The 15,952-nt window shown below is 58.8% G+C and carries 13 protein-coding genes; 9 read left to right on the forward strand and 4 right to left on the reverse strand.

The genetic code is table 11. The features are described from left to right. Positions 1 to 511 precede the first annotated feature (511 nt). On the reverse strand, positions 512 to 781 hold the full coding sequence (locus tag PJ250_RS09775) for a hypothetical protein (protein WP_271648382.1): 270 nt from the start codon (positions 779 to 781) through the stop codon (positions 512 to 514). Positions 782 to 851: 70 nt separating this feature from the next. On the opposite strand from PJ250_RS09775, the gene PJ250_RS09780 reads away from it, so the two are divergent. From PJ250_RS09780 to PJ250_RS09805, 6 genes are read left to right on the forward strand one after another with little or no spacing between them, the layout of a single operon-like run. Next, the gene (locus PJ250_RS09780) at positions 852 to 1,046 is read left to right on the forward strand and encodes a ribbon-helix-helix domain-containing protein (RefSeq protein WP_271648383.1); all 195 of its coding nucleotides are present in this window, start codon (positions 852 to 854) and stop codon (positions 1,044 to 1,046) included. A gap of 3 nt (positions 1,047 to 1,049) precedes the next feature. Then, positions 1,050 to 1,457, forward strand: coding sequence for a very short patch repair endonuclease (locus tag PJ250_RS09785; RefSeq protein ID WP_271648384.1), 408 nt, complete (start codon positions 1,050 to 1,052; stop codon positions 1,455 to 1,457). Continuing rightward, positions 1,450 to 2,637 (forward strand): DNA cytosine methyltransferase, encoded by a 1,188-nt coding sequence (locus tag PJ250_RS09790; protein WP_271648385.1) that lies wholly within the window; start codon positions 1,450 to 1,452, stop codon positions 2,635 to 2,637. Before PJ250_RS09785 ends, PJ250_RS09790 begins: the two co-directional genes overlap by 8 nt. A gap of 19 nt (positions 2,638 to 2,656) precedes the next feature. Then, positions 2,657 to 4,999: an ATP-binding protein gene (locus PJ250_RS09795; RefSeq protein WP_271648386.1), complete on the forward strand. Its 2,343-nt coding sequence runs from the start codon at positions 2,657 to 2,659 to the stop codon at positions 4,997 to 4,999. 1 nt (position 5,000) lies between these two features. Beyond that, on the forward strand, positions 5,001 to 6,677 hold the full coding sequence (locus PJ250_RS09800; protein ID WP_271648387.1) for a DEAD/DEAH box helicase family protein: 1,677 nt from the start codon (positions 5,001 to 5,003) through the stop codon (positions 6,675 to 6,677). Continuing rightward, positions 6,674 to 7,210 (forward strand): hypothetical protein, encoded by a 537-nt coding sequence (locus PJ250_RS09805; protein WP_271648388.1) that lies wholly within the window; start codon positions 6,674 to 6,676, stop codon positions 7,208 to 7,210. The genes PJ250_RS09800 and PJ250_RS09805 overlap by 4 nt, the downstream gene beginning before the upstream one ends. Positions 7,211 to 7,642: 432 nt before the next feature. On the opposite strand, the gene PJ250_RS09810 is transcribed toward PJ250_RS09805, so the two are convergent. Next, complete coding sequence (locus tag PJ250_RS09810) at positions 7,643 to 7,900, reverse strand: type II toxin-antitoxin system RelB family anti-toxin (RefSeq protein ID WP_271648389.1); 258 nt, start codon at positions 7,898 to 7,900, stop codon at positions 7,643 to 7,645. 332 nt (positions 7,901 to 8,232) lie between these two features. Between PJ250_RS09810 and PJ250_RS09815 the strand changes: the two genes are divergently transcribed. The 3 genes from PJ250_RS09815 (at position 8,233) to PJ250_RS09825 (ending at position 13,419) form a co-directional block, all read left to right on the forward strand. Beyond that, positions 8,233 to 8,475, forward strand: a complete 243-nt coding sequence (locus PJ250_RS09815; RefSeq protein ID WP_271648390.1) for a type II toxin-antitoxin system RelB family anti-toxin — start codon at positions 8,233 to 8,235, stop codon at positions 8,473 to 8,475. Between the two features lie 142 nt (positions 8,476 to 8,617). Then, positions 8,618 to 11,254 (forward strand): TonB-dependent receptor plug domain-containing protein, encoded by a 2,637-nt coding sequence (locus PJ250_RS09820; protein ID WP_271648391.1) that lies wholly within the window; start codon positions 8,618 to 8,620, stop codon positions 11,252 to 11,254. A gap of 110 nt (positions 11,255 to 11,364) precedes the next feature. Next, positions 11,365 to 13,419 carry an Atxe2 family lasso peptide isopeptidase gene (locus tag PJ250_RS09825; RefSeq protein ID WP_271648392.1) on the forward strand — a complete coding sequence of 685 codons (2,055 nt, stop codon included), beginning with the start codon at positions 11,365 to 11,367 and terminating at the stop codon, positions 13,417 to 13,419. A 110-nt stretch (positions 13,420 to 13,529) separates the two neighbouring features. On the opposite strand, the gene PJ250_RS09830 is transcribed toward PJ250_RS09825, so the two are convergent. Together PJ250_RS09830 and PJ250_RS09835 are read right to left on the reverse strand one after the other, a co-directional pair. Beyond that, positions 13,530 to 15,254: an asparagine synthase-related protein gene (locus tag PJ250_RS09830; protein ID WP_271648393.1), complete on the reverse strand. Its 1,725-nt coding sequence runs from the start codon at positions 15,252 to 15,254 to the stop codon at positions 13,530 to 13,532. Then, a complete protein-coding gene (locus PJ250_RS09835) occupies positions 15,254 to 15,928 on the reverse strand; it encodes a lasso peptide biosynthesis B2 protein (protein ID WP_271648394.1) in 675 nt (224 codons plus the stop codon). The genes PJ250_RS09830 and PJ250_RS09835 overlap by 1 nt, the downstream gene beginning before the upstream one ends. Between the last annotated feature and the right edge of the window lie 24 nt (positions 15,929 to 15,952).

Here is a 15,952-nt window from a genome sequence, read left to right on the forward strand (position 1 = left end):
TGCATTGCAGCGGTTGAAAGAGGGTCGGACCCGCTATGGCTGAAAGTTGTGGCTCCCGACGGCAGTAAGCTCATCGAGCATGCCATTCCGCTAGACGAGGCTTGCGACAGCGAACGACTAAGTCGCTCTATCGAATATTTCCGCGAAACAATCATTGCTCAACGAGGAACAGAGCTGGAGCACTGGACGCTGAGGATCGCAAATGTTTAGTGAGAAGGCATGGCTACTGGCGTCGTCTATCGCGGGCGTTGGCTCAGCCCTATGTTGGCTGCGGGCAAGCACCGTCAAAGTGAGCTACGCACAAGCGCTGAAGAAGCGGCGTAAGAAAGCTGGGCGAGACGAGGGCTGGTCACAGGCTGGTATTGAGTTGCATGGAGCAGAGCTAGGAGAAACTTTTGCAGCGCAGACCAAATGGGGCGCGGCCGGGGCCGCGTTAGCAGCGGTGGCCGTTATCGTGCAAACATTGGCAGCTTGGTACCAACCTACATAACGCCGAGTAACGGGGTCAGGTTCACTTCTCGCGGTCTTTCGTGGCCTTGCGTGGACGATGGGCGGGCCTGACGCCAGCGAAGCGTTGGGTCTTGGCTTGGACCATGGCCTGGAAGGCGCTGCTGCCCAGGGCGCGCTGTTGTTGCAGGGTCGTGTGGATGGTGGCCAGGTCGTCGGGACCCAGGGCCGCGTTCAGCGGGGCGCGATAGGCCGCAGCGCGGCCTTCTATGTCGGCGCCCAGCGCCAGAAAGCTGGGGTGCGACTGTAAGCCTGAGTGCGGCCGCAGGGCCAAAAGTAGCTAGGCCAGCTCACTCATGCATTAATATGCTGTAATGTGGTGCTGCTGACGCAGGGATGGGTCGATGAAGCAACCGAAACATGATGAAGGGCTGGAATCATGCCCCACTGTCCGGGCGTCTGTGAGTCTTCCGCATGAGCTTCATGCCGAGTTGGAACGAATCGCACGCGGCAAAAAGGTGTCGCTTGCGTGGGTCATGCGAGAAGCGGCGAAAAAGTATGTCTCAGACCAGTGGCCACTGCTGACGCGGCCAAAATGACGTATGGACAACGTTCCTCCAGCCCGGCGCTCGGAAATCATGGCGCGCGTGCGTTCACGCGATACCAAGCCGGAGATGATAGTTCGGCGGTTGGTCTACGCGATGGGGTATCGATATCGCCTGCATGCGAAGGACTTACCAGGAAAGCCGGATCTAGTGTTTCGTTCTCGCAAGAAGGTTGTGTTCATCCATGGTTGTTTTTGGCATCGGCATGCGAAGTGCGCGCTGGCTCGACTGCCGAAGTCTCGTCAGGGCTTCTGGCTACCTAAACTTGAAGCGAATCGGCAGCGTGATGCAAAAAATGAATCGTCGCTCCTCGATGCGGGCTGGGATGTACTCACGATTTGGGAGTGCGATTTGGAAGATCTCGCTCAGATCAGAACAAGAATAAGAGGATTTCTCGATGCGTAGCGTTGAACTTTTCGCCGGCGCGGGGGGGCTCGCCATCGGCATGGCGAATGCAGGATTCCAGCATGCGGCCGTCGTCGAATGGGATCACGACGCATGTGAGACCTTCCGCGAGAACCAACGTCATCATGCACACGCGGTCGAGGGGTGGCCGGTGCACGAGGTCGATGCGCGGAGTTTCAAATTTGAATCGCTCGGACAGGATATTGCGGTGGTTTCCGGAGGACCACCATGCCAGCCGTTCTCGATGGGAGGTAAACATCAAGCGCAGCGCGACGATAGAAACATGTTCCCCGAGGCAGTTCGAGCAGTGCGTGAGTTGATGCCGAAAGCATTCATTTTTGAGAATGTCAAAGGGCTGACGCGCAAAAGCTTTGCGTCGTACTTCTCACACATTCTCCTTCAATTGCAATACCCGGAACTAGCGCGGCGCAAGGGTGAGAACTGGATTCAGCATCGTGCACGCCTCGAACAGCACCATTCGGCTAACAAAGGCGCCGCCACATATAATGTTTTGTTCGACGTGCTCAATGCCGCTGATTATGGCGTTCCACAAAAGCGGGAACGCGTTTTCTTCGTTGGGTTTCGTTCCGACTTGGGTGCGCGATGGTCGTTTCCCGACCCCACGCATTCTGAGGGCGCGCTGTTAGTTTCGAAATGGATTGACGGCAGCTACTGGGACGAGCACGGGATTAGCCAAAAGCGGAAAGCGGAAGTGCTCCCGCGCTACGCGAAACGGGTAGAGCTTTTGCGCTCCGCTCCGGTTTTGTTGACTCTAGACCGTTGGCAAACGACTCGTGACGCGTTGAAGAATCTTCCAGACCCGGAGGCCGTTCGCGATCATGGAATTTCCAACCATGTGTTCACCCCGGGAGCCAGAGCATATGTAGGCCACACGGGGAGCGTTCTGGATGAGCCATCCAAGACGTTGAAGGCTGGGTACCACGGGGTTCCCGGTGGCGAAAACATGTTTATCAAGGATGATGGAACGCTTCGCTATTTCACTGTCCGAGAGTCCGCGCGGCTGCAGAGTTTTCCTGATGAATATGAGTTTCGCGGCTCATGGAGCCAAACCATGCGCCAACTCGGAAACGCCGTTCCCGTGAAATTGGCCGAGGTGGTTGCCCGCTCTGTTGCGGCCAGTCTGGAGGCATGCGACACCCTTGCCCAAACCACGAATTGATTAAGAGACCAGGACCGTCATGACTAACGATTTCGATCTGACTCCAGATCCCCGCGTTCTTCAAATTCTTGGCGAGATCAATTTAGACCAATGGAAGTGTCTCGCGGAGCTAATCGACAACAGCGTGGATGCTTTCATAAATGCGCGCCGTGGTGGAGAGCAGGTTGGGTCGCCGTCAGTATCCATTAGTCTTCCCACACAAGATCGCGCTGATGCTGCGGTAACGATCCGAGACAACGGTCCAGGGATGACGATCGAGCAATTGGAGAGCGCTGTTCGAGCGGGATGGAGTGGAAATAATCCACTCGATAACCTTGGCTTATTCGGCATGGGCTTCAATATCGCAACCGCGCGTCTGGGCATGGTCACCGAGGTCTATGCTACCCGCGCGGGGGACCATGAGTGGACAGGGCTACGAATTGATCTCAACGAGCTGCGTCGAACGCGCAGCTATCAAACGCCACGCCTGACACGACCCAAGTCAGATCCGTCCTCACACGGAACCGAAATAAAGATTCTGCAACTCAAATCGGATCAGCGTGTTTATTTCGCTAAAAACGCCAATCACCAAAAGATTCGTAGGCAGTTGGCGCGGGTCTACGCGCCGTTGCTTTTGTCCAAGGATGATTCGTTCGCTCTACAACTGAATGGGCAGAACGTTCAACCGAAGCGCCCCTGCCATTGGGACCCCGATCGTTCGGTTCAAGGTGGCGATGGCAAGCCCGTGCACGCGGTGGAGGCCTTCGACTACGCGCTCCCGTCCCGACACTACTGCCTGACATGCATGATTTCTTTCTCAGGGCAGCAAGGCTGCCCGACCGCCAGCTCCGATTGTAAGACCATTGAGGTCAAGCGCCGACTGCACGGTTGGGTGGGGTTGCAGCGTTACATGCATGAGGAGGATTTCGGCATTGACATTGTCAGAAACGGGCGTGTCATTGAAGTCCAGAACAAAGACTTGTTCGTGTGGACTGGAGGTGAGAGACCGGAGCGTGAGTACCCGATTGACGATCAGAGAAATCGAGGGCGATTCATCGGCGAGGTGCACCTCGACCATTGCCGAGTAAGTTACACCAAGGATCGATTCGAACGGGATGACGCGTCCTGGGCGGAAATGGTGACCCTGATCAGAGGCGAGGGGCCACTACAGCCACAGAAAGCGCGCGCTTTGGGATTTGAACCGCCCGATGCTCCACTCTATCGCCTGTTTCAGGCGTTTCGTCGAAGCAGTCCGCAAGGAAAGACTGGACGCTGGTCACGGATTCTCGCTGTTAAGAATAACGAGCGGGCCATGGAGATGGCCGATCTATTCAACAAGGGCGATCCGGAATATCAAGCGGACGATAAATGGTATGCGCTTGTCGAGGAGGAGGATCGCGGGATCGTTGGCGCGACGCCGGCAGCCACCGGCCCCGGGGCTGCGGCACCTGCGGCACCCGACGGTTTCCTTGATGATGGGGGTGCGGTGTCCCCAGGTAATTCAGGCCCGGTCTCACCGCCTAGTGGTGGCACGGAACCAGGTGAGACGGTGGTCGCTCCTACTCGCCAGAAGTTGCATGAGCTGTCGCGAGTCTATAAACACCCGCTTCTCAAGGTGGAATTTGCCGTTGAAGCATTCGTGGTTGGTCCCGGAGATCCGGACTTGCCGCGCAAGGCGCCTTGGACCCTGAAGATCGAGGACCCGGGTACACGGACGTTCTTGTTTCTCTTCAATCCCGATCATCCGGTGTTCCGTTCCGTTACGATGACGCCGATGGACGCCGTTCTTTGCGAACTGGCATTCAAGACGTATGAGTTTCTTCGGGATACAAGTCCCGGTTCGGCCGTGTTCGCTACGATTCTCGCGGACCTACGGGGCGAGTACGCCGATGACACCAAACTCGATCCGAAAAGCATTATTGCCTTGGCCGACAAGGCAATGCGGGACGTCGCCCAATCCATTTGCACAATTGCCGACGCGAGCGCATTTGGCGCTTTGTTCGCCGACATGCCGCAATCCGCGCAAGACAAGTTGCGTCGCAAAATCGCGTCGACGGGGATATCGAGTGCTCAGTCTGTTGTTGATTCCGGTGAATTCCTTGCGTACGCCGAGGCGGCTGATATTCGGCTGTTCACTTGCCGGCATCCGGAGTTGTTCTTTGATGGAAAATTCTGGGCGCAGCCATACGCCAGCCTGGATTATGGTGATGCGAAAGTTAACGACGAAGCCAGGGCGCGAGTGATCGAACGTTATGCCGCTTACTTGGCCGACGCCGTTTGGCTAGCCTCGCAGAGTCCGCGCGACCTTGACCGATGTGACAGGGATGAACTGATCCGCGCAACGCTTTCCGTGCGGCTTCTTGGTTCGGACGGAAACACGTGAAATGGAGGGTTACTTTCTCGATTCGCGACGGCTTCTCAACGGCTCCTGGCGAGCCTTCGAACGAGATATTGCCCGCCTCCTGGTGCAGAATGCTTTTGAAGATGTTCGCATAGTTGGTGGCTCGGGAGATCGGGGCGCCGACGTTCTTGGGGTGAAGAACGGACAGCTCTGGGTCGTCCAATGCAAATTTACAAGTGACAGCTACCCCGATCCTCATGCGGTCGATGAGGTGGTTGAGGCCTCGCGCTATTACGAGGCGGATCGTCTGGCGATCGCGACATCGCGCGCTTTCGGACCAGCCCTGAATGGGGCGATCGATCGGTATGGCCGTCTCGGTATCCGCATCGAGTCACTTCCACCTGGTACCCTGATCGACATGATGCGGCGCAGCCCGGAGTATCCGAGGGCGCGGCGCGAACTGCGGGACTATCAGGATGACTGCGTTCAGCGCCTTGGCGCCTCGCTTCGAGAGACCGGCCGGGGTCAACTGGTTCTAGCGACGGGGCTCGGAAAGACGGTGGTGATGGCGGAAACTACCGCTCAATTGCTACGGGACGGAGTGATCGACTCCGGGCGCATATTGGTGCTGGCCGATAAGCGCGAATTAGTTGAGCAACTTCAGCGGGAATTCTGGCAACAGTTGCCCAAGAACATTCCCAGCCACCTCCTGGTTGGAGGCGAGCAACCGACATTTTGGGACGGCATTACGTTCGCCACGGTTCAGAGTGTTCTGCCGCGCCTGGGCGGCTTGCCACAGTTCGGCCTCGTGTGGGTGGACGAAGCGCACCACATCGGTTCGGAAAGCTTCCGTCGCGTGATCGACCAACTGGCGGCCCCCATGGTGGGTGGCGCAACGGCGACGCCTTGGCGGGGCGACCGTTTCGACATCGACACTGTTCTAGGGCAGCCTGTCGCGAAAATCGGCATTGACGAAGGCCTACGCCGGGGCTTCCTGTGCGAGGCGGATTACCGCTTGTTAGCGGACAACGTTGACTGGGATTTCGTGCGCAAGCAATCGCGACACGAATACTCAATCAAGGAGCTGAACACTCGCCTGCTCATCCCGACACGTGACGAAGAGGCCGCGCGCGTCATCGCGGACACATTCAAGGCCGAGGCACGTCGCAGCGTCATCGTGTTCTGCGCCGGCGTTGAACATGCGAAGATCTTTTCCGCCATGCTGCGCCTGTATGGTTTCAAGTCGGCCTATATCACTGGCGAAATGGATCCCCGTGAGAGGGAGAAGACAATGGCGGGGCTGCGCAGGGGCACCATCAACGCGGTAACGACGGTGGACATCTTCAATGAAGGTGTGGACGTGCCTGACGTGGATATGCTTGCGTTCATGCGCGTGACGCACAGCCGTCGCATCTTCGTTCAGCAACTCGGCCGAGGCTTGCGCCTGGCGCCGAACAAGGACAAGGTTGTGGTGCTCGATTTCGTGAGTGATCTACGCCGCATTTCCGAAGTGATTGATCTGCAGAAGTCGATTTCCGGCGACATGGAACGAATCGACTTGGTGGAGCGCGTGGTCCAATTCTCGGATCAAGGCGCCGGGCACTTCATGTTCGAGTGGCTCCTTGACCAAGCCGATCTCTTCAGTCGAGAGGGAGATGCAAAACTGGAGCTTCCGGAGTTCAATTTTCCAGTGCCCGCCTCGCCGGGGTCTGTCCAATGAGTGCCGCATTGCCAACCGATATCAGAAATTGTATTCGGCAGAAAATTTGGGCCAAGGCGGATGAGTTGGATTGGCCAAGAATTTCAGACCTTGAGCGTACCGTTTGGTATGAGAACTGGACCAAAGACAAGGATGTGGGTGGCGTGCTTTCCCACTTCATGGATGCGAGGAAGGTCCGAGTTTATATCAAGGACTCGCTGCTCAAGCCTTATCTCCGGTCTCGACTGCAGGGCGACTGGGGTCGAGTGCTGCTCGCCATAAATATGAAGTCGCGTGAGGCTCTTATTAAAAAATCATATGATAAGCCACATGGACGTCAACTTATTGACGGGAAAATTATATGTTGGGGCAATAGCAGGGAGTGGAAGTCGATCCTGATATCGGTTTTTGAACGAGCATATCAACTGGACTCAGGGTGTCCCTACGCGGCGGTGCTGGTGGAAAACGGAAAAACCACGAGCTCCGGAATGCGGGGAATGATTATGGATGCGAGCCAAAAGCTTGGATTACGGCACTTGGCGTGGATTGATTAACCCCTCAGGGTGGTCAATGCGGCACTTTAAAGGTGATGAGATAGGACTGCTTTGGCGTCGTAGAGGTCGCTAAAAATCGGAGTCCAAGATTAGCCCCCTGTTTTTATTGAACGACGTACCCGCTACTGAAGGCGGGGGGGCGTCGGTTTGCGCTCCAGATCGTGACCGCAGGATTTCCGTTACATCGGGCCAGAAATGTCTTACAGGACGTCGGGGCCTTGTCCTACATACCCGCTTACGGGGTAAATGCAACATATATCTGTCGCCCAAGCCATCACACCCGCGGGACGCGTAATCAGATGAGGTCTATTCCAGCCGGCCTGTTACCAGGTCAGGCGGAACTCTGAAGGGGGTCGGCGGAAGGGATACCCCGCCATCAAGCGCTGGGGCGACAAGCCCTCCTGTCAAAGGGAGGGTTTTTTTTGCGGCCATTCAAGCTTTGAGCAGCTCGGTGATGTCCACTTCCAGCGCCTCCGCAAGCCGGCCAAGGCCACTGATCGAGATGTTGGTGACACAGCGCTCAAGCTGCGACACGTAGGTCCGGTGGAACTCTGCGGCTTCGGCCAGTTGCTCCTGACTCAATCCCTTTGCCTTTCTCAAGCGGCGAAGGTTGGTCGAGACGCGCTTGGCGGCGGTTGAAGGGTCGCGGTGTGGCGTATACGGGCCGGGTGGTTCCAGGACGTGCCACATCTGCGCCTCCGCTGGGAGGCGCAGAGGCGCATAGGCGATCTGAGGGCTCGCGTTTGTCGACATGGTGAGGATCAAAGGTGGCGGTGATGATTGGGCATCTTTGGCCATTCGTTCGCTGAAGAGCCGACATGGCTGTGCTTTGGAATGCTAGGCGCTATCAGTGCTTCAGTCTGCTACGAGATACGTAGCGTTCTGGCTGTCGCTCGCGGCGGGGCAGATATGCGGCATCGGCCGGATGGCGGCTACGCCAATGCATCGTGGAATCAGTAGAGCAATATGCAGTAGAACAATAATCTGTAGATCAGGATCCATGGCCCAGAGATGCTGGGGGGATGAAACTCAGGTCATCACCGTCGTCTCTGCCTACGGCCCGTGAGCTGATCGCGGCCAATATCCGCCGCCTTCGCAAGGCGAAGAATTTGAGCCAGGAACAATTGGCCGAGCTGGCACACCTGCACCGGACCTACGTGTCCCAGCTCGAGCGGTGCGTGACCAACATCTCCATCAATCGACTCGAGCGACTGGCCCGTGTCCTTGGTGTTGAGGTTTCCGAACTGCTGCACCCGCTTAGGTGAGGATGTGCTTAAGGGTGGATAAGGTGGCGGGCGCAATGTAGAGTCAAAGGCAGTAGAGATATAGTCTGTAGAAGTTTCATGCAGGTCTCACCACGCTAGGAAGTGGCTGGTTTACACACACTTCTGGGGCTGGAGAGGTTGCATGAAAAAGCGTTTTGGGGGGAGTCCGTCAGGGTCCGAAGCTGCTACGATCTTCGTGGCGCTGACGTTGTGCAGAGGCACGAATATCAACCGGCCTCGCGTTGTCAGCGCGCCCGACGCGTTGAACGGCAATGTCCCGACAGCGATAACGGTTCGGGCATGGCCGACGTTCCTTACGGGACGCGGTGCGCAGGGCCTGCCGCCTTGCCAGGGCAGCGGTGCGGCGCTGCTGCGGGCGGCAGGCCTGGCGCTTGGTCCTCGCGGGTCGGCCGACAGATGGTGGGGTGGAAAGCGGGCGCTGACGCGCAGCGCCCTTGCCGCTGCCCTGGCGGCACTCCTTCCTTTCTACGGCGCAAGTGCGCAGGAAGCCCAGGCCGACGCCACGCGCGCTCCCGATGCGGCGGAGGACCGCGCCGCAGACGGGAAGGCCACGCAGCTGGACACCATCGTCGTCACCGGCACCCGCATCAAGGGCGGCACCACGCCCTCGCCGGTGATCACCATCGGCAGCGAGCGCATCCAGGAAGAAGGCTTCACCGACCTGGGCGAGGTGATCCGCAGCGTTTCGCAGAACTTCAGCGGCGGGCAGAACCCGGGGGTGATTGGGGCGGTGTCCGGGTTGGGCAATCAGGATCTCACCGGCGGGTCGGCACTGAACCTCCGTGGCCTGGGCGCCGATGCTTCGTTGACGCTCCTCAACGGGCGGCGCATGGCCTATGACGGGTTTTCCCAGGCGGTGGACATCAGTGCCATCCCGGTGGAGGCGGTCGAGCGGCTGGAGATCATCCCGGACGGGGCTTCGGCACTGTATGGCTCCGATGCGGTGGGCGGCGTCGCCAACGTCATCCTCAAGCGTGATTTTAAGGGCGTGGCGCTCTCGGCAGGATACGGAGGGGCGACTTCTGGCGGCTTGGGCACGCGCGAGTACAACGTCACGGCCGGGACCACCTGGGCCAGCGGCGGGCTGATGGCGGCGCTTCGCGCAGCCGATGTCGACCCCATCTCGGCGGACCAACGCACTTACACCCGATATCTACCGCAGCCCTACACCATATATAACGCGAGCGATGCGCGTAGCGGTCTGGTCACCGCCCACCAGGCGTTGGGAGATGGGGCAGAGCTGCATCTGGACGCGATGCGTACCGAGCGCGACATGATCCGGTACATCACCGTCCCGGGTGCCTATTACCGCTATACCCCCCAGACCGAGATCTCTGTCGTTGCTCCCAGTGCGACCTTCTTCCTGGGCAGTGACTGGTCTGTCACGGTCGGCGGCGCCTTGGGGCGAAATGAAAATATGGACGTGCGGCACTACGTGACCGCTGCGTCTACGCAGCTGATCTCCAGGACGTGCTATTGCAACAAGAGCAACAGCTATGAGGTGGGCTTGGAGGGGCCGCTGTACGCCACGCCTGCAGGAGAGGTGCGCCTTGCTACTGGCGCGGGCTTGCGCCGGGACGAATTGGCGGTGGTGGCCCACGTGAGCGGACGGCGCTACGGCGGCGGCGAGCGGGCTCGATTTGCCTACGCGGAGCTGGGATTGCCTGTGGTGTCGGATGCGATGGGCATCCCCGGCGTACGCAGGCTGGAATTCAGTGCTGCGGTCCGAACTGAGGACTACGACAGCTTTGGCCAAGTGACCACGCCCAAGCTGGGTGTCCTGTACGACCCCAGCTCGGATCTCACCATCAAGGTCTCGTGGGGAAAGTCTTTCAAAGCCCCGACGCTGCAACAGCGCTATACGAACAGGACAGCCTATCTGTACAGCGCGTCCACCGTGGGCGGGAGCGGATTTCCAGCGGATGCCACTGCGCTGATGTCCTACGGAGGCAATGCCGACTTGCGGGCCGAGCGTGCGCAGACCCTAGCGGCATCGCTGGCGTTGCATCCGGGTGCCTTGCCGGGGCTGGATGCGGAACTGACCTGGTTTGCGATCGACTATCGCGACCGCGTGGTGCAGCCAGTCAATTACATGCAGGCGTTGAGCGACCCGATCTATGCGGACTTTGTGGAGCGGGATCCAACGCAGCAGCAGATGGACGCCTTGTTGGCGAACTATGGCAGCGCCTTCTACAACTACGCCAACGCACCGTACGATGAAGCGAATGTCGTGGCGATCATTCGCGACCAGTACGTCAATGCGGCACGTCAGAAGATCCGCGGTGTCGATCTGACCGGAAGCTACCTGCTTGAGCTGGGTAGTGGGACGTTGACGGCGCGCGGCTCGGCCAGTTGGCTGGACAGTGCACAGCAGAACAGCGCGGGACAGCCAAAGTTCGACCTGGCCGGCACGCTTTCCAATCCGGCACGATTCAACAGCCGCCTTGGGATGGTATGGATTGCCGGCGGTCTCAGCGCCTCGGGCTTCGCCAACTACACCAGCGGTGTCGTCCATCGCCTGGCAACTACGACTGAAAAGACGGCCTCGTTTACGACGGTGGATGCAACGCTGCGCTACCAATTTGGCGCGATGCGAAGCTTGCCTGGCGGGCTTTCCCTGGCGCTGTCCGTGCAGAACCTATTCAACCGGTCGCCGCCATTGCACACGCCGCCTAACGACACCTATGTGCCATATGACGCCACCAACTACTCCGCCATCGGGCGCTTTGCCAACGTCACGGTGTCCGCGCAATGGTAGGGGCAGACGTGACGAGGCCCCCGCGGTGGAGCCTCCGTAGGCTGGCTCCGACACGGGTAGACGCACCGCGAGCCGGTGGTCGGCTGTTTGGGCTTGCGCTGATCATCGGCATGACGGCGACATCCCATGCCGCAGTCGTGTCGCCAAGGCGCTTGCTGGAAGTGATTGACCTGGGCAACCCGGTAATCTCCCCGGACGGACGGCAGGTCGCGTTCCGCGCCGAGCAAGCCTCGGTCGAGCGCAATACCGTCGACACCACCTGGTATGTGCAGTCCCTTGACGGACGCCGGCCACCGCACCGCATATCTGATGGGGGCGCTCCATTACGAGAATTCATCAGTGGAGTGGTTTTGCCTTCCCCGGCGGTATGGTCGCCTGATGGTCATTGGGTCTACTACCGGGCCCTCATCGATGGCCGGATCTCTGTCTGGCGTGCCGCTGCAGACGGCACGGGCGCACGCGAAGTCACGAAGGATCCGGCTGACGTCCGTCGCTTTGTCCTGGCATCAGACGGCGGGACATTGAGATACGCCGTGGGAGCGACACGCGAAGAAGTGACTCGTGCGGAAGAGTCTGAATACGCGCGCGGTGTACATATCGACAAGACCATCAATGCGGGGGCGGGGCTGTTCCGCTCCAGTCTCGCAGGGGGAAGGCCTGCGACACAGCGCTTCGTGGACGACTGGTTTGGCGCTGGGCCCCTCTTGTTCGAGTATGCCGATCAGTGGCGCGAGGTGAATCTGCGTACGATGACGACGCGCGACGTCCCTGCCTCTGGCACGCCGCCGCGCGCGATGCAGCCGAGCGATGTTGCCGTCACCGGCCTGCCGACGCCGAGCAAGATTGCGGTCAATCCTGGCGACGGACGTATTGCGGTGATGCTACCTCCACAGCCGGATGACCAGGCGGAGGACAGTGAGCCACGATTGGCCCTTTTGCCGAATCGTCGGTCATCGCAGGCGATACCTTGCACGGATCCACTATGCATGAAGGCACGCATCAGTGATATCCGGTGGAGGCCGGGGAGCGATGAGCTGCTCTTTACGTCTATCAACTACCGCAATGGACGCGCGCAGGAGATCCACGCGTGGAATGTCGTCACCGGCGCAGTGAGAGCAGTCGTGCTGGCGGATGGTCTGGTCAGTGGAAGTCAGCGCTACTGGGACGTCCCATGCGCGACGTCGTACGACGCGCTAGTTTGCGTGGCGGCCGAAGCGGATCGGCCGCCACGGCTGGAGTCCATCGATCTGACGGCCGGCGAAAGGAGTGTTCTATTTGCGCCCAACAAGGGGCTAGAGCTGGACATCGCCAGCACTGCGCCTGCAAGGCTGATCCGTTGGCATGATGGGCAGGGCCGCGAATTCACCGGTTACCTTTACGAGGCCCGCCGTCTCGGCCCCGGCGCTCCGCCCCCATTGTTTGTGACGTTCTATACCTGTTACGGATTTCTTCGTGGGGGAGTCGGGGACGAATGGCCACTGGCGAGTCTGGCCGAAATGGGCATCGCCGCGCTTTGCATCAACGCAATCCCGGATTCAAGCAAGGACTTTGCTGTTCGTGTCGACCAAGGTCGGGCAGCTGTGGAGAGTGCCGTGGCCTTTCTCGCCAAGGAGGGCCGCATCGACGGGAATCGTGTTGGGATGGGTGGCCTCAGCTATGGGGCAGAGGTCACCATGTGGACGCTTGCGAACTCCAAAGCAATAACGGCAGCCTCAATCAGTAGCGTCTCGTCGTCCCCCAGCTACTACTTATTCAACAGCCTAAGCGAAGCATTTCGCACAAAGGTGATGGAGCTCTGGCAATTGGGTACGCCGGAGGAGACGCCGAATGCTTGGCGTCAGAACTCGCCCGCGTATCAACTCGACAGGATCCACGCGCCGATTCTTTTTCAGTTGCCCGAGCAAGAGTATCGCATGACGCTGGAATACCTGTATCCCCTGATTCGAAGGCATCAGGGGGACGCTTACGTATTTCCTGATGAGCCACATATCAAGTTCCAGCCTCGGCACAAGCTTGCCGTCTATGAGCGGAATCTGGACTGGTTTCGCTTTTGGCTGCAGGGCTACGAGGACCCGACGCCAGAAAAGTTTGACCAATACCGCGCATGGGAAGAATTGAATACGAAGGGGGGGCATGTCGATGAAAAGAGGCATGAGCCCTCGTAGCGGTGTGACTTCTGAGGAATATCTGAAGCGCTCAGAGCTCAGCGATCATGCAGATCGATCGTCACAGGCGAGCTAGGGCGACTGCGCTGCTCCTATGACAGAAGCAGCACTCAGCGGGCCTGGTTCCTGACCCAGTTCTCCGTCGCACAAATGTCGAGGATCCGGATGAAAGTGGTATCACGGGGTGCCTGTTCCCGCTCAAAAATCTGCGCCAGCTTGGAGCGATCTATGAGACCATTCGAGTGTAGTTCGCCATCGGCAAGGAACCGCTGCATGGCATGTCTGTGGCGAGCGTATATACCCGCGAGAACGCCGGTGTAGGAGCCCTTGCTGCGCCGCTCGATAATGCCGGTCGGCAACTGGTCGGCAAAGGCATCGCGCGCAATGGCCCGATTACGACCATGTGAGATCCACATCCACGATGGGACCTTCAGGCAAGCCTCCATAACTGGTTGCGACAAGAGAGGGAAGTGAATCACTCGACCGGCGCCACGAGGCGTGGCGGGCCTGAAAAGTTGTGTGCTGATGAGCTGTCTGATTTTTTCTCGATCACCCGGCAGCGCGTGCGGAGGTGCATTCATCCAGGGATGGTCGCCAGAGAGGCCGGACAGCGATGATCCGTAAAGGAGGGTGGTGTCACGCTTCCAGGTCGATGGCCGCCGCTGTCTGATCTTCTTATAGGTCAGCACTGCTGCTTGCCAGATGGTGCATTGATGGAGCGAGGAGAGGTCTTGCACTGCGGCGATGCCTTTCGCAACGCCCCGCTCCAGAAAGGCATCAGCTGCTGGCGCTGCGGTGCTGAGGTAACAGAAGATGCTGTCGCCGCCGCCGCCAGAAAAGAAGCTGTCTACCTTATAGCGCTCCCCCGCGGCCTCCCAGGCTTCGTTAACTGCGTGCTGCAATATGCCAATGGCTGGGCGCGTTGAGGAAGGCGGTTCACGATACTCAAAGCCGATCTTGTCGAAGTCTATGTCGATCGAAGACAACGGCTTTCCAAGCATATCCGTCATCAGGCGGGCGTACGGGCGTTCATCGGTACCGGCTACTGTCATCACCAGCGTGCAGAAGGTCGCACTATCAGCGAACTCACGCAGGCAGGTTGATACGATGGATGAATCCAGCCCACCAGAGAGCTCGACGACGAACCGATGCTGCAGCTTCGCCAGAGCCTTAACTGCCATGGTCACTGCTTGCCTTACTTCGTAGGCTGCTTCAGTGGTGTCGGTGTGGCGAGCCGGCCGCTCCGTGAAATGCCAAGGGGACCAAGCGAGATGGGTCGAAGCTCTTTGTGCGCGGATCCGTAACTCGATACCGGGTAGCAGTTCCGAGATGTTTGCAAGGCCTGTGCGGGATGTCTTGAAGTATGGGAACTCGAGGATATGAGCGATTGTCTGCCAGTCGATTTCCCGCTTGTAGATGCCAAGTTCAACGGCCAGACTAATGTCTGAGCTCACGAACCCGCACCTGCCGACGATTGAGTATACGCAGGGCACCGCGCCAGAAGGATCTCGCAATAGGGTCACTTGTACGGCACTGGCGTGGATTGCCAGGTACTGTCCCCACATCTTTGTCAGCAGATGCTCATGCGCCCTTTCGGCCGGCCCACTAAGTGTGGCGGGGGCGGACGTGAGCTGTAGGCCGTCGCTGTTGAAAACTTGTCCGATGATCATCGCGTGTGCATGTAGACGAATTATCGGCGTGTCAGGAGACACATAGACTCGAGCAACGGCCGATTCGAGTCTGCATGCCATGCCCATCGCGCGTACGCGTTCGTCTAAAGACTTATCGTATCCGGCGCGCCCGTCGCTGAGCAGCATGATGTAAGCGTGCTTCATCAGATCACCCTGATGGGCGTGTGCGCATTGGCGACAGTGAGCGTCTCGTTCAAGGCGAGGTCTCCTGCTTGTATCCAGCAATGCGCTCCAAACGGCTGGTGGGTGACGCCGAATACGATGCTGGCCGGAAGTCCGCGGCGCGAGAGGTAGCGAAGCAGTGCAAGTGAATCCAGTAGGCAGTTGCGTTCGATGGGGACGTAACGCCTCGTGTTGGCGAACCGGATTGCCGCATCGATGGCTTGTGATTCAAGTCGGATCGGATCTTCAGAGCTGAGTCTGTTCTTGCGTCGCTGCGTCGCCACGCCCCACAAGACGGTTTTCAGGCTGCTGGCTTTGAGCCATAGACGGGTCGTGTAGACAAGCCAAAAGGTCTCAGGCAGGCCCGCGTGGCGAGATGAGGTGACTGTTGTAGGTAGCTCCAAGGCACTTCGCGCTGGAGGCTGGTGACCTGCTTCCTGGTCGCACCGGAACCGATGGTCAGCTTTGATTGGAATCCGTTGGCTGGAGAGGAAGAAAAGCAGCTCTGGAGCCAGATCGGCTTGCTTTAGATATGCCCGAAGAGCAGCTTCGAGTCGTTGATTCAGTCGGAAATATCGATCTTGGGCGATATCTAGAAGAATGATCGTTCCGTCCACTTCACAGAACGAAAGATCCTTGCTGAGAAGATGGGGCACGATGGTTCTCCAAGGAAGGGCGCG

It is taken from the genome of Pseudoxanthomonas sp. JBR18 (assembly GCF_028198165.1).
In the GTDB taxonomy this organism is placed as follows: domain Bacteria; phylum Pseudomonadota; class Gammaproteobacteria; order Xanthomonadales; family Xanthomonadaceae; genus Pseudoxanthomonas_A.

Coding starts and splice junctions, on each gene's coding strand:
- PJ250_RS09810 (WP_271648389.1), bottom strand. CDS start 7,900: ATGTGGCACGTCCTGGAACCACCCGGCCCGTATACGCCACACCGCGAC.
- PJ250_RS09780 (WP_271648383.1), top strand. CDS start 852: ATGAAGCAACCGAAACATGATGAAGGGCTGGAATCATGCCCCACTGTC.
- PJ250_RS09795 (WP_271648386.1), top strand. CDS start 2,657: ATGACTAACGATTTCGATCTGACTCCAGATCCCCGCGTTCTTCAAATT.
- PJ250_RS09815 (WP_271648390.1), top strand. CDS start 8,233: ATGAAACTCAGGTCATCACCGTCGTCTCTGCCTACGGCCCGTGAGCTG.
- PJ250_RS09785 (WP_271648384.1), top strand. CDS start 1,050: ATGGACAACGTTCCTCCAGCCCGGCGCTCGGAAATCATGGCGCGCGTG.
- PJ250_RS09805 (WP_271648388.1), top strand. CDS start 6,674: ATGAGTGCCGCATTGCCAACCGATATCAGAAATTGTATTCGGCAGAAA.
- PJ250_RS09790 (WP_271648385.1), top strand. CDS start 1,450: ATGCGTAGCGTTGAACTTTTCGCCGGCGCGGGGGGGCTCGCCATCGGC.
- PJ250_RS09820 (WP_271648391.1), top strand. CDS start 8,618: ATGAAAAAGCGTTTTGGGGGGAGTCCGTCAGGGTCCGAAGCTGCTACG.
- PJ250_RS09830 (WP_271648393.1), bottom strand. CDS start 15,254: ATGAAGCACGCTTACATCATGCTGCTCAGCGACGGGCGCGCCGGATAC.
- PJ250_RS09800 (WP_271648387.1), top strand. CDS start 5,001: ATGGAGGGTTACTTTCTCGATTCGCGACGGCTTCTCAACGGCTCCTGG.
- PJ250_RS09825 (WP_271648392.1), top strand. CDS start 11,365: ATGACGGCGACATCCCATGCCGCAGTCGTGTCGCCAAGGCGCTTGCTG.